Below are 13383 nucleotides of genomic sequence, written 5' to 3' on the forward strand. Positions count from 1 at the left end.
TTTCCGGCCACGCCCGACCCGTTGAAGGTAAAGTTTGCGTTAGAAACTGGGAAGGGGTGTTACCGAACCGATACCCAAGGTTCGTGGCGCCGCACGGACGCGGTCAGCGAGAAGAAGGCACGAGCCACACGGCGGCGTGCGCCGGCTGCACCGTGCGATCGAGCACGTCGATCAGATCGATCGGCACATCACCCAGCTCGGGTCGCGCCCGCAGCCGGCCGGCGAACGCGGTCACGACCCGCTCGGCGTCGAACCGCGAGCGGTTGAACCGGCGATCGACCACGCGCCGCACCCGCCGCGTCAGCGGCACGGCCACGATGCTGACCAACAATGTCGCGCCGGCCACGCCGACATTGTTGAAGTGCGTGATCTGCACCGCCGCCAGCAGTGCCCCGACGTACAGGCCGGCCAGCACGATCAGCACGACCGCGTAGGACACCGTGCGGCTGACGATCCGCTCGATCTCGTACAGCTTGTACCGCGTGATCGCGACGCCGGTCGCGATGGCGATGAGTGCGAACCCGACACCCTCGCCGAGGGTCTGCACCCAGTCCGGCCAGTGGCCCGCGGTGCTGCCGCCGAGGTCGAGGACGAGTTCGATGAGGATGGCCAGCGCGGCGGCGGAGAGCACCCACTTGGTCTGCTCGCGCTCGACGAGGTTGCCGCGCCGGTACCGCACGACGAGCGACACCAGGGATGCGAGCACGCAGGCGAAGATGATGACGAACATCCACTCGCCGGCTTTGAACACCATGCCCAGACCACCGGACGGTTCGGGTGCGGCATCGGACAGGAGCCGCCTGGCCGGCACGAATGCAGTGGCGGTGCCGATCGCGCCCGTCCAGAAGATCAACGCGGCGTACGACACGCGCTCGACCCAACGCCACCTGCTGCCGATCAACGCACTGTCGGGGAATCGCAGCAGGCCCACCGTCACCAGCAGGAAGATGCCCGGGAACCATGCCCACGACTGGAACCAGGCCGCGAGATGCACGACGGCATCGGGCCATCCGTGCGCCAGTCCGTAGCCGGCGACCTCCGTGCCGTCGCTCTCGGCGTTGAGCAGCAGCGAGGACGCCAAGAAGCACCAGCCGACGGCGTTGCGCGGCAGGACCCGGACGATCGTGTAGCCGATCGCGGGGTAGGCGATGAACAGCACCAGCCCCACGATGCGCGCATGGTGATCGTTCAGTGCGGAGAAGACGAGGCCGACGACGAGCAGGATCACCGAGGCGAGCGCCATTCCTGCGGCAAGTCGTCTCGCCGCGCGGTCCGTCACTGCGGCACCACCCACACCGCGGCGTGCGCCGGGGCAACGGTGCGATCGACGACCGTCAGGAGATCGGTCGGCACATCGCCCTGCTCGGGACGCGCCCGCAGCCGGCCGGCGAACGCGGTGACAACGCGTTCGGCGTCGAATCGGGAGCGGTTGAACCGGCGATCGACCACGCGCCGCACCCGCCGGGTCAGCGGCACCGCAACGATGCTGACCAGCAGGGTCGCCGCGGCCACGCCGACGTTGTTCAGATGCGAGAACTGCACCGCACACAGGAGCACCCCCACGTACAGGCCGGCCAGCACGACCAGCACCACCGCGTAGGACACCGTGCGGCTGACGATCCGCTCGATCTCGTACAGCTTGTACCGCGTGATCGCCACCCCGGTCGCAACCGCGATCAGCGCAAGGCCGACACCCTCGCACAAGGTCTGCGCCCACCCCGGCCACGGGCCGAACCAGCTGGTGCCGGCATCCTGGCCAAGCGCAAGGACGATCGCGAGCACGGCCGCCGACAGCACCCAGCGCAGCTGCTCGCGTTCGACCGCGCGGCCGCGGCGGTACCGCGCGATCAGCGAGCCGACGCACGCGAGAACAACGGGCAGGATCAGGAAGAACATTGCCTCCGCGGGGACGTACAGCAGGGCCCGCCACCCGCGCGGCTGCGGCGCATCGGCCGACAACAACTCGCGGGCAGAGACCGTTGCGGCCACGATCCCGAGCGCGACGCTCCACACCGCCATCGCGGCGTATGCGGCGCGCTCCACCCAACGCCACCGCCGGTTGAGCAGCAGCCCGTCCGGGAACCGCAGCAGGCCGATGGTGACCACCAGGAAGAACGCCGGGAACCAGGCCCAAGCCTGCGCCCATGCCACGGTGTGCACGACGGCGTCCGGCCAGCCGCGCTTCAACCCGTACGGGCCGACCTCGGAGCCGACGTCCTCGAGGCCGCTGAGCACGGACGCGACGAGGTAGGTCCACGCGACGGCGTTGCGCGGTCGCGCCCGGGTGATGATGAGACCGACGGCCGGGAACGCCGCGCCGAACACATTGCTCAACACGCGCGAGAAGTCATCGTTGAGGACCGCGAACACCGCCGAGACCACCAGCAGTGCGAGCGCCGCGATCGCCAGGACGAGCGCGCCGCGCCGCAGCGCCCGGACGGAACTCATGACCGCGCCACCCAGATCCCGGCGTGCGACGGGGCGACCGTGCGCTCGACGACCGCGAGCAGGTCCGTGGGCACGTCCCCGCGTTCCGGGCGCGCCCGTAGCCGCTGCGCGAAGGACGTGACGACGCGTTCGGCGTCGAAGCGGGCACGGTTGAAGCGCCGGTCGACCACCCGGCGGACACGCCGGGTCAGGGGCACCGCCAGGATGCTCACCAGCAGCGTCGCCAGCGCGACGCCGAGCTGACTCTGACCGGAACTCACGAGGTTGGCCGCCGCCGCGAGCACTCCCACGTAGACGCCCGCGAGCACTGCCAAGACGAGCACGTAGGTCACCGTGCGGCTGACGACCTTGTCGATCTCGTAGAGCCGGTAACGCAGGACGGCCACCGCGATGCCCACCGAGACCGGCGCCACCGTCACCAGCCCGAGCGCGAACGAGATCCAGCTGGTGCCGTTGCCGAAGTCCAGCGCGAAGAGCAGGACGACGGTCAGCGTGGCGCCGTAGAGCAGCGACGTCAGCTGCGCCCGCTCCACGCCGGCGGCACGCCGCCGCCGCGCGACGAGCGAACCGATGGACAGGAAAAGGCACCCGATGAAGCCGGCGAAGATCAACGTCCCCGCCGCGTTCTGCACGGCGAGCGGCACCCGCACGAAACCCGACGGGCTGGGCGCATCGGCGTAGGACCGGCCGTCGACGATGCTGGCCTTTGCGATCGTCGCCAGGATCACGTACGTGGCCGCCAGGGTCACGACGATGCGGATCGGCCAGCGCCAGCGCGGCCCGGCGAGCGTCCCGTTCGGGAAGAGCAGCACGAGGGGCGTCAGCAGCACCACGCCGGGCAGCCATGCGTAGTTGTTGAGGAAGCCCGCCCAGAGCGGCAGGCCGGAAATCCGACCGTGCGCCGGTCCGAGATGGGCCAGCACGCCGAGCAGCGAGGTGGTGGCCGCGCCCACTCCCTGGATGCAGATGATCACCGCGATGTTCGTCACCGCGCCGCGCAGCAGGAGGAACGCGCCGACGAAGGAGAACGTGATGGCCGCCCCGAGGTCGGGTCCGAACAGGCCCATCAACCGTGCGTGGACGATCGGGATCACGATCGCCGGGACGACGCAGGCCAGCATGGCCAGTACCGTCAGCGAGGCACCGATCCGCCGTGCTCTCATGACGGCGCCAGCCACAGCCCGGCATGGGTCGGTTGCAACGCCGATCCCACCGCGGTGAGCAGGTCGTCGCCGTCGCTGCCGTGCGTCACGTCGCGGCGCAATCCCTCGGCGAACCGCTCCACCAGCAGCGCCCGGTTGTACTTGCTGCGATTGAAGCGGCGATCGACGCGCGTCTGCACATTGCGTCGCACCGGCACGAACAGTGCGGCCACCGTCAGCGTGGCCCCGGCCACCACAAGAGGGTTGTTCGGCAGGAACGAGGAGAACGCGGCGATGATCCCGATGTACGTGCCGAGCAACAACCCGGTGATGACCAGGTAGGACACCGTCCGACTGATCACCTTGTCGATCTCGAACAACCCGTGCCGGGTGATCGCCACGACGATGGCAAGCGGGAAGCCGTAGAAGCCCACCTGGTTGACGAAGTCCACGATCGCCGCGGCCGACGACTTCGAGCCGACGAGACCGTCGACAGCGGCACTGACCACCAACGAGACGACCACGATGCCGGCGGCCCACACCAGCCAGCGCAACTGCGCGATACCCGTGACGTCACCGGTTCGGCGATACGCACGCCGTCGCACGATCAGCGACGCGAGGGCGGCGACCAGTGCGGCAAAGACGGCGACGAAGCCGACGTTGGCCACCGACTCGGGCACGAACCCCTGCACGACGGGGAGCACGCCCTTGTAGTCGGAGTTGGCCTTGCTCACGGCGCACAGGAACACCTCGGCCACCACCGCCACTACGGTGTAGATCGCCACGCCTCGCCAACGGCGCCCGACGAGCCGACCGGTCGGGTAGGTCAGGATCAGGAAGCAGATGCCGGCGAACAGCAGCACCCAGACCCAGTTGTCGAGCCACACGGCCCACTCGCGGGCGAGCACGCCGACGGCACCCGGCCGCGCGTCGATCGCAGCCTTGGCCAACGAGTCGATGGTGGCCGCGAACGAGATCAGCATGGTCAGCCAGCCGGCCGGGTGCCGTGGCCGCACCACGACGAGGTAACAGCTCAGCACGGCAGTGATGATCGGGTTGAGCAGATAGAGGAATTGGGCCGCCCGGGTCTGATTGGCGTCGGGGGGCTCGACCAGCTGCGCGACCAGACCGAACACGCCGGCCGCGAACAGCGAGGCGGTGAGAGCGATGACGGCAGTGCGGGCGGTGCGGCTCATGACTGCGCCAGCCAGAGTCCGGCGTGCGTAGGTTGCAGGGCCGTGCCGACGACGGTCAACAGGTTGTCGCCGTCGCTGCCGTGCGTCACGTCGCCGCGCAACTGTTCGGCGAACCGCTCGACCAGCAGTGCCCGGTTGTACTTGCTGCGATTGAAGCGGCGATCTACACGCGTCTGGACGCTGCGTCGCACTGGTACGAACAGCGCGGCCACCGTCAATGTGGCCCCGGCAACCACAAGAGGGTTGTTCGGTAGGAACGAGGAGAACGCCGCGATGATCCCGACGTACATCCCGAGCAACACACCGGTGACCACCAGGTAGGACACCGTCCGGCTCACCACCCGGTCGATCTCGAACAGGCCGTGCCGACTGATGGCGATACCGATCGCGAACGGAATGCCGAAGAACACGAGCTGGCTCAAGACGTCCCACACCTGTTCGAGCAGGTCGGTCGGCTTCGTGAGGCGGTCGACGCCGGTTCCGACCAGCAACACCAGAACCACGTTCGCGGCGGCCCAGAGCAGCCAGCGAATCTGCGCCAACCCGACGAGGTCGCCTTCGCGCCGCAACACGCGCCGACGCAGCCAGAGCGACGCGAGCGCGATGGTGATGGCGATCAGCAGGCCTGCGAAGCCCAACCCGGCGGCGTACTCCGTCATGAGCCCGGCCGGCGCGATCGTGTGCAGCTTCGGGTAATTGACCGTCTTGTGCACCAGTGCGCAGGCCACGGCCTCGCCCACCACCACCACGGTCATCGCTACGGCAACCCCGCGCCAGCGCGCGGACGGCAGCCGCCCGGTCGGGAAGTAGAGGATGAGGAACGCGACGCCGCCGAAGAGGAACACCCACGTCCAGTTGTCGAGCCATGCCGCCCAGCTGCGCAACCCGTCCCGCGATCCGACGTCGAGGACGATGGCGCCACGGGCCACCGAGTCGACAGCGCCCGCGCTCGCAACGACCATGACGAACCAGCCGACGGCGTGCTGCGGCCGGACGACGGTCAGATAGCCGCCCAGCATCGCCGCGACGACCGGTGACAGCAGGTAGAGCACCTGCGCGACGCGGGTCTGGTGATCGGTCGTGGGGGCGAACATCTGAACGACCAGCCCGAGCACTGCGATGCCGAGGACGAGCACGGCGAAGGTGATCGTCAGCGAGCGCCTCACGCGGCCACCATCGCCGATGTTGCGCGGAGCTCGCGATGCATGGCCTCGCGCGCGGCGTGCACGCCGCACATGCCGTGGACGCCGCCACCGGGCGGCGTGGACGACGAGCACAGATACACGCCGGGCAACGGCGTGCGGTAGCGCGACCACGCGGGCACCGGCCCGAGAACGGCCTGGTAGAGCCCGGCGCGGCCGCCGTTGATGTCGCCGCCGACATAGTTGGCGTCGTACGCCTCGTACTGCGCCGCGGTGCGCGTGGCGCGGGCGAGGACGAGATCCCGGAAGCCGGGAGCGAACCGCTCGAGTTGCGCCTCGATGGCCGCAGTGCGGTCGAGGGTCGAGCCGTGCGGGACGTGGCAGTAGGTCCACAGCGTGTGCTGACCTTCCGGCGCGCGCGTCGGGTCGGCGACACCGGGCTGGACGGCGAGCACGAACGGGCGGTCGCTGTGCCGGCCGGCCTCGACGTCGGCCTCGCTGGCCGCCACCTCGTCGAGCGTGCCGCCGACATGCACGGTGCCGGCCGCCCGGCACTGCGCCGCGGCCCACGGCACCGGGCCGGACAGCGCGTAATCGACCTTGAACACACCCGGCCCGTAGCGGAACCTGGTGAGCCGGCGCAGATACGGGCCGGGCAGGTCATCGGCGCCGATCTGGGCGAGCTGGCGCGGCGTCACTGCGAGCAGCTTCACCCGGGCCGGCGGCAACGCGCGCAACGACCGCACCGGTTCGCCGCAGGCGATCTCGACGCCGAGCTCGATGGCACGACCGACGAGTGCGTCGACCAGCCGGCCGCTGCCGCCCTCGACGACGGGCCAGCCCCCGGCGTGCGCGGTGACACCGAGCGCGATGCCGAAGGCAGAGGTGAGCGGCGCCGTCAACTTCCGCATGCTGTGCGCGCCGACGCCGGCGAACAATGCGCGCCCGAGATCGGTGTCGAAGCGCGCCCGCGCCAGCGCGTGCACCGGCCGCAGGCCGGTCAGTCCGAACCGGGCCATGAGCAGCGGGTGCCGCGGCAGATGCCGGAGGTCGCCGAGGACCTCGGCCATGAGCTCGTCGGTATGCCGGACGAACGGGCCGAACAGCGACGTCCAGGCCCGTCCGTCGACACCGAGCGCATCCCCTGTGCGGGCAAGGTCCGCATACGCGGCGCCCGCCCGCCCCCCGTCCAGCGGATGTGCGTAGGCAATCTCCGGCCGGCGCAGCCGAACCCCGTGCGCCTCGAGATCGAGGTTGCGGAAGAACGGCGAGATCTCAGCCAGGCCCTGCACGACCGAACACACGTCGTGCCGGAAGCCGGGCAGCGTCAGCTCAGCTGTCCGGCAGCCGCCACCAGGGGTGTCCGCGGCCTCGACGAGCTGCACGCTGTGGCCCTGCTCGGCCAGCGTGATCGCAGCGGCGAGCCCGTTCGGGCCCGACCCGACGACCACGGCGTCCAACACGACGTCAAACCCTCCCCCGGGTCATGCCGCGCGGCGGCGCAGCTTGCGGGCGGCGAAGGTGAACGGCGCGCCGAGCAGGTGCAGCACGCTGCGGATGCCGGCGTTGTAACGCACGTTGCGCGCGTTGTGCCACAACCGCTTGCGATCGACGATGATCGACGTGACGTCGACGTCGCAGCCCAGCGCACCCAGCCGGTTCGCGAGGTTGCACATCGTGGTCGACCAGAACCGGTCCTCCATGCGTTTCATGACCGGCATCCCGAGCTCGTACAGCGGGTCGTTCGGCCGGATCAGCACCTGCGTCTGCAGGATCGTGCCGGACTCGTCCTCGTGCGCCGAGAACGTGATCATGCCGGCGAACATGTGGCCTTCCGGCGTCATGAACGAGAACGATTCGTCGTCGGCGTAGAGCACGAGCACACCGGTCGTGAGCTTGAGCCCGCCGCCTGCTGCCACGGCGATCGGCGCGACGTCGCCGGGGTTGATGCCCTCGAGCGCACCGTAGAAGCGGCTCTTGCCGGGCCAGAACTCGCCGAAGTGCGCGCGCCATTCCGCGATGGCCTGCTGCGGTGTGGCGACCGGCCCGATCGGGCAGGTGTAGGTGCGCTGCCAGAGCCGGCCGAAGCCCTGCATGGGGCCGGTGACCCGCCGCCCGCTGACGCCCCAGGACTTGCCGGCCAGATCGGTGCGGCCCGCGTCGACGGCCAGTCGGTCGACCGAGGATGCCCAGTTGCCGACATCGGTGCGGACCGGGACCTCGACCGCGGGGACCTCGAGCTCGGACGGTGCAGCGGGGGACGTGGCTACGGGAGCCGAGGGCTCCGGGATGCCGGTCATGATCACAGCGCTCCTGCCGCGGCCAGGGCGGCCGACTCATCGGGGTGGATGCCGATGGCCTCGTCGAGGCGCGTCAGCGTGAAGATCTGGCGGTAGTGGTCGGTGAGCCCGAAGGCCATGAGCTTCTGCTTCGCGCGGTTGGCCCGAACGAGCACCGTGACCAACATGCCGATGCCCGACGAGTTCATATACGACAGGTCGGTGAAATCGAGCACCACGACCTTGGTCGGCGCGACACTCGCCTCGTCCCAGGCCTGGCCGAGCACTTGTTGGCATGCCGCGGTGACGTCACCGCGGATGCCGATGACGGCCACTTTCTCGGAGTGGCGCTTGACTGCCATCTCGATGTTGACCGAGACCATGACTTCCCCCGTTGCTCCCAGTGGACGGTTCAGGTGGTGGCCGGGTCGACGACTTCCATGAAGTCGACGAGCCGGGTGATGGTGAAGATGTGCCGGTAGTGCTCGGTCAGCCCGGCGGCCGCGATGGTGCGTCGCTCCGCGCGGGCGAGCGCCAAGACGCTGACGAGCACGGCGATACCGGTGGAGTTGATGTAGTCGACGGAGTGAAAGTCGAGCAGCACCCGGCCCGGCTCGTTCGTGGCGACCGCCTCGGCGTAGGCGGCGGGCAGCACCGTCTTGGCGCTGCCGTCGACCTCACCGGTGAGCGTCACGACTGCGGTGCCGCCGCTCTCGGCGGCAATGCGGACCTGGGTCTCACACGTGCTCGGCATGGCGGGGTCCTTCCTGTGCCGGCGGGTGGTGGGGCGGGTCGGTCTCGTCCTCGGCGACGACCGTCATCCGCAGTCGGGCGGTGTGCCGGCTCGCGTCGTCGGGGTCGGCGACGACGTCCATCGAGTCGACCATGCTGCGGACGAGGAACAGCCCCCATCCGCGCGGGCGCTGGAGCCCTTCGAGCTTGGCGTCGAGGTCGGGGATCTCCGGGTGGTCGGGCAGTTCGCGCAATCCGCCGCGGTCAGAGACCAGCACCTCGATGGTGTCGCCGTCCGTGCGCACGGTCGTCTCGACCGCGAGCTTCGGATTGTTGTGGTTGCCGTGCTCGATGGCGTTCATCACCGTCTCGGAGACGGCCGTGCCCAGCCGGTCGCGAGCGTCGCGGGTGAGCCGCAGCGCGGACACCGAGTCGATCACCCGGGCGACGACGTCGCGTTCACCGCCCGGCTCACTGGCCGACTCGAACTCGGCCAGCGTGTGCCACGTGGTCATGTCACACCGCCTATCAAGGCAGCGCCCGAACGCTCGATGGTGACGAGCGTGATGTCGTCCTCCTGCTCGACCGGTCCGGTGAACGCCGTGAGCTCGGACAGGCACCGGTCGATGAGGACCTCGCCGCCCGCGGAGACGCCGACGAGTTCGGCGAGGCGGTCGAAGCCGAACATCTGCCGGTTGCTGTCGTGCGCCTCGGCCAGCCCGTCGCTGTGCAGCAGCATGCCCTCGCCGGGCGCGAGCACGTCGACGGTCTCGTCGTAGGCCATCCCCGGCATGAGGCCGAGCGGCATCCCGGTGGCATTGAGCTCACGGTGGCCGTGGCCCCCGGCGGTACGGATGTAGGGCAGATTGTGTCCGGCGTTCGCGAACGTCATGTGCCCGGTGGCCGGGTCGAGCGCGATGGCCAGGCAGGTGACGAACATGTGCGCCGGGATGTCGGCGCAGAGCATGTCGTTGACGCTCGCGAGCACCTCACCCGGCGACGTCATGCGGGTGGCCGCCTCGCGCAGCAGTGCGTGCGTGCTCGCCATGACCAGCGCGGCCGGGACGCCCTTGTCGGTGACGTCGCCGCAGACGAACATGATGCGGCCGTCGGGCAGCTCGGCGAAGTCGTAGAAGTCTCCGCCGATGGTCCGCGCGGGACGGTAGAACGCCGCGACGTGGAACCCCGGCAGGGTCGGCAGCTCGGCCGGCAGGAACTGTTGCTGGATCAGTTGCGCGACCCGCAGCTCCTGCTCGATGCGCTCGACATTGCGGGCTTCGACCTCGCGCGCCCGGACCAGCTGGCCCACCCGCATCGCCGGCGCGGCGTAGCCCGCCAGGGTGTCGAGCAGTCGGCGGTCGTCGGACGAGTAGCCCTGCTCGGACAGTCGCGGCCCGAGGTTCAGGGCGCCGATCAGCTCACCGGAACTCACCAGCGGAACGACGAGCACGACGCCGGCTGCACGCAGGTCGCGGACCGCGGGTGAGTCGAGCTCGAGCCCGCCGAGGTCGACCGGGGCACCGGCCTGCGCGAGGTAGACCAGGAACGGGTCGCCCGGCGCGATATCGACCGCCGCGGTGGCGGTGAGGCGCGACGGCTGCTGGGCGGTGCGCGTGGCGGTCGCGTTGCGCCGGCGCAGTCGGCGCCGGCCTGCGCGCCCGGCTACCTCGGCCTCGCCGCCGGCCGGCGCGCCGGTGTCGACGCCGTCCGGCTCAGGCGTGGGTGTAGTGGTGGCTGGTGCGCCCTGCAACGCGGTCATGTCGTCCCCCCGGGGTGCGCGTTCGGCCGGGGAAGCGTAAATCGCCACGCCGGCTTCGGCACCCGTTTCCTCGCGCAGTTCGGCGCTGTCGACGACCACATTTGCGACACCGGCCCGCAAGTCGGGCGAATCGTCGGTGCGTCGCACAGCCATGGGCACACCCTGCTCGTCCACCCGTTCCGGCATCGTTACGAACGGCTGCGTTTCGGTCGGTCACGAAACAGCTCTTCTCGTAACGTTCGGCGGTCTACTGTCTGGCCCGTGCCCGACCAGCCGGCCGTCTCCGACGCCGCTGCTCCCCCTGCGGATGCCGCGGGAGCGCTGCGCATCGACGTGCTGGGCACACCGCTCGTCGCGCTCGACGGCAAGCCGCTCGTGGTCGACACCCGTAAGGCGATTGCGGTGCTCGCCGTCCTCGTGCTTGCGCGATCGGCAGGCCGCGATGGCGTGCCCCGCGCCGAGCTGGCCGCGCTGCTGTGGCCCGAGGGCGACGACAGCCGTGCCAGAGCGACCCTGCGCCGCACACTGTCCGTATTGATCGCGGCGACCGGTGATGCAGTGGTCGCCGACCGCACGTCCGTATCGCTGCGGCCCGAGCTGGTGGTGAGTGACGTCGTGACGTTCCGCGCGCTGGCGGCGTCGAGCGACCGCGAGGAACTCGCACGCGCGGTCGGCCTCGTACGCGGCGAGCTGCTGGCCGGCTTCGCGCTGCGCGATGCTCCGGCGTTCGACGACTGGCTCGCGCGCGAGTCCGACACATTGCGCCGCGAGCTCGGCGCGATCCAGGAGCGCCTCGTCCTCGACCGGTTGCGGCACGGCGAGTTGCACGCCGCGCTGGCCGACGCCGTCCGCTGGCTCGAGCTCGACCCGCTGCACGAGGCCGCGCACCGCTCGGTCATGCGACTGCTCGCCTGGACCGGACGTCGACAGGACGCGCTGGATCAGTACCAGCGTTGTGTACGCGTACTCGGCGACGAGCTCGGCGTTGCGCCGGTGCGCGCCACGACCGAGATCTATGACGCCATCCGGGGCGGCACGCTCGCGCCGCCGCGACGTCGCGCCGCGCGTGCGGATGATGCACCCGTTCCGACGGCGAGCACCTCGGCCGTGCCGATGGTCGGCCGTGACGCCGCCCTGGCGACGCTGTGCGCGGCCGCGGGCCGCGGCGGCCGCCTCGTCCTCGTCACGGGCGAAGCGGGCATCGGACGCAGTCGGCTGGTGGACGAGTTCGCGGCCCGGACGCCGCAGGTGCTCGTGGTCCGGGCCCACGGCGGCGAAGCTGCTCTGTCCTTCGCGCCGATCGCCGACCTGCTCCGGGCCGCGATCGCGCTCGGTGCGCCGTTGCCCGCCGACCTCGCGGTCGAGGTGTCCCGCCTCGTGTCCGAGGCGCTGCCCTCGGGACATCGGCCGGCCGAGCCGCTGTCCTCGCCCGGCGCGCGCGACCTGTTCTACGACGCCGTCGTGCGCGTGCTGGCCGGGTCCGGCGCCGCAGCGGTCGTGGTCGAGGACGCCCACGCGGTCGGCACCGCCGCGGCCGAGGTGCTGGCCTACCTGATCCACCGCCTCGACCGTCTCGGTGTGCCGCTGGTGCTGACCTGGCGCGACCCCGGTCCGGCCGAGCGACACCCGTTACGGATCGCCCTGAGCGGTGCCCGGCACGCCGAACCCACGACGACGATCGCGCTGACCCGACTGACCCGCGGCGAGATCGCCCGGCTCGATGCAGCAAACGCCGAGTCCATCTGGCGTGACACGGCCGGCCTGCCGCTGCTCGTCGCCGCGGCGATCGCCGGCTCCGGTTCCGCGGCGCCGTCCGGCAGCCTGGGCGCCGGCGTGCAGAGCCTGCTCGCGGGCCGCCTCGCCGAGGTGTCGGAAGAGACGTCGCAGGTGCTGGCGACCCTCGCTGTGCTCGACGGCGTGGCCGATCCGGGCGATCTGCACGCGGCCAGCGGTCGGGCCGAGGTCGAGACGGTCGAGGCTGTCGAGGAGGCGCTGCGCACCGGCCTCGTCCGCGAGGAGGGCAGCGCTATCGCCTTCACCCATGACGTCCTGCGCCGCGTCGCCTACGACCGGCTGTCGCTGCTGCGCCGACGACTACTGCACCACCGCGCCGCCGACACGCTCGCCGCGCGCCGCGACGCCGAACTGCACGCCGGGACGATCGCCACGCACTTCCACCTCGGTGGCCGCGACGCCGAGGCAGCCACCTGGGCGTGGCGGGCCGCGGTCCGCGCCCGCGAGTTGTACGCCCACGACGAGGCGCTGCACGAGCTCGACGTCGTGGCGTCGCTCGGTCGTGACGACCTCGAGGTCACGATGGCCCGCGGCGAGGTGCTCGTCGCGCTGGCCCGCTACGAACCGGCCCGCGAGACGTTTGTCCGGGCCCGGTCTCTTGCGACGTCGGACAGCGAACGCGCCACCGTCGAGCGGCACCTGTCCGACGTCGCTGCGCGCCTGGGCGAATGGGGGCGCGCCGCCGAAGGCCTGGACGCCGCGTTGGCGCTGGCCGGTGCGGACCGCGCGCTGCGCGCCCGGCTGCTCGCCGACCGGGCGGTGGTGGCCGTGCGCGCCGACGCTGCCGACGAGGCGCGCGTGAACGCCGACGCCGAGCTGTCCTGCTCGTCCGCGCCCGATGCCTACGTGCTCAACGTCGCCGGGATCGTCGACCTGGCCGTGTCCGACGAC

12 protein-coding genes are annotated in these 13383 nt (G+C 70.8%); 1 reads left to right on the top strand and 11 read right to left on the bottom strand.

The genetic code is table 11. The annotated features are described in order from the left end of the window. Positions 1-103 precede the first annotated feature (103 nt). The 11 genes from ACFFCN_RS13535 to ACFFCN_RS13585 are packed head-to-tail and all read right to left on the bottom strand — an operon-like array spanning position 104 to position 10851. Positions 104-1279, bottom strand: a complete 1176-nt coding sequence (locus ACFFCN_RS13535) for a hypothetical protein (protein ID WP_375492389.1) — start codon at positions 1277-1279, stop codon at positions 104-106. Further along, a complete protein-coding gene (locus ACFFCN_RS13540; protein ID WP_375492391.1) occupies positions 1276-2448 on the bottom strand; it encodes a hypothetical protein in 1173 nt (390 codons plus the stop codon). Before ACFFCN_RS13540 ends, ACFFCN_RS13535 begins: the two co-directional genes overlap by 4 nt. Next, positions 2445-3611, bottom strand: a complete 1167-nt coding sequence (locus tag ACFFCN_RS13545; RefSeq protein WP_375492393.1) for a hypothetical protein — start codon at positions 3609-3611, stop codon at positions 2445-2447. The genes ACFFCN_RS13540 and ACFFCN_RS13545 overlap by 4 nt, the downstream gene beginning before the upstream one ends. Next, positions 3608-4786: a hypothetical protein gene (locus ACFFCN_RS13550; protein WP_375492395.1), complete on the bottom strand. Its 1179-nt coding sequence runs from the start codon at positions 4784-4786 to the stop codon at positions 3608-3610. Before ACFFCN_RS13550 ends, ACFFCN_RS13545 begins: the two co-directional genes overlap by 4 nt. Continuing rightward, entirely contained in the window at positions 4783-5952 is a 1170-nt protein-coding gene (locus ACFFCN_RS13555; RefSeq protein WP_375492397.1) for a hypothetical protein, read from the bottom strand. Before ACFFCN_RS13555 ends, ACFFCN_RS13550 begins: the two co-directional genes overlap by 4 nt. After that, positions 5949-7391, bottom strand: a complete 1443-nt coding sequence (locus tag ACFFCN_RS13560; protein ID WP_375492399.1) for a phytoene desaturase family protein — start codon at positions 7389-7391, stop codon at positions 5949-5951. Before ACFFCN_RS13560 ends, ACFFCN_RS13555 begins: the two co-directional genes overlap by 4 nt. Before the next feature lie 21 nt (positions 7392-7412). Then, positions 7413-8228, bottom strand: coding sequence for a DUF1990 family protein (locus tag ACFFCN_RS13565; protein ID WP_375492400.1), 816 nt, complete (start codon positions 8226-8228; stop codon positions 7413-7415). Positions 8229-8230: 2 nt separating this feature from the next. Continuing rightward, the gene (locus ACFFCN_RS13570; protein WP_375492402.1) at positions 8231-8590 is read right to left on the bottom strand and encodes an STAS domain-containing protein; all 360 of its coding nucleotides are present in this window, start codon (positions 8588-8590) and stop codon (positions 8231-8233) included. Positions 8591-8619: 29 nt separating this feature from the next. Beyond that, on the bottom strand, positions 8620-8961 hold the full coding sequence (locus tag ACFFCN_RS13575) for an STAS domain-containing protein (RefSeq protein ID WP_375492404.1): 342 nt from the start codon (positions 8959-8961) through the stop codon (positions 8620-8622). Continuing rightward, positions 8945-9454 carry an ATP-binding protein gene (locus tag ACFFCN_RS13580; RefSeq protein WP_375492406.1) on the bottom strand — a complete coding sequence of 170 codons (510 nt, stop codon included), beginning with the start codon at positions 9452-9454 and terminating at the stop codon, positions 8945-8947. The genes ACFFCN_RS13575 and ACFFCN_RS13580 overlap by 17 nt, the downstream gene beginning before the upstream one ends. Continuing rightward, positions 9451-10851 carry a PP2C family protein-serine/threonine phosphatase gene (locus ACFFCN_RS13585; protein ID WP_375492408.1) on the bottom strand — a complete coding sequence of 467 codons (1401 nt, stop codon included), beginning with the start codon at positions 10849-10851 and terminating at the stop codon, positions 9451-9453. Before ACFFCN_RS13585 ends, ACFFCN_RS13580 begins: the two co-directional genes overlap by 4 nt. Before the next feature lie 108 nt (positions 10852-10959). On the opposite strand from ACFFCN_RS13585, the gene ACFFCN_RS13590 reads away from it, so the two are divergent. Further along, positions 10960-13383, top strand: a 2424-nt coding sequence (locus tag ACFFCN_RS13590; protein ID WP_375492410.1) for a BTAD domain-containing putative transcriptional regulator, incomplete at its 3' end; no start/stop codon positions are given.

It is taken from the genome of uncultured Jatrophihabitans sp. (assembly GCF_964246335.1).
GTDB lineage: Bacteria > Actinomycetota > Actinomycetes > Mycobacteriales > Jatrophihabitantaceae > Jatrophihabitans.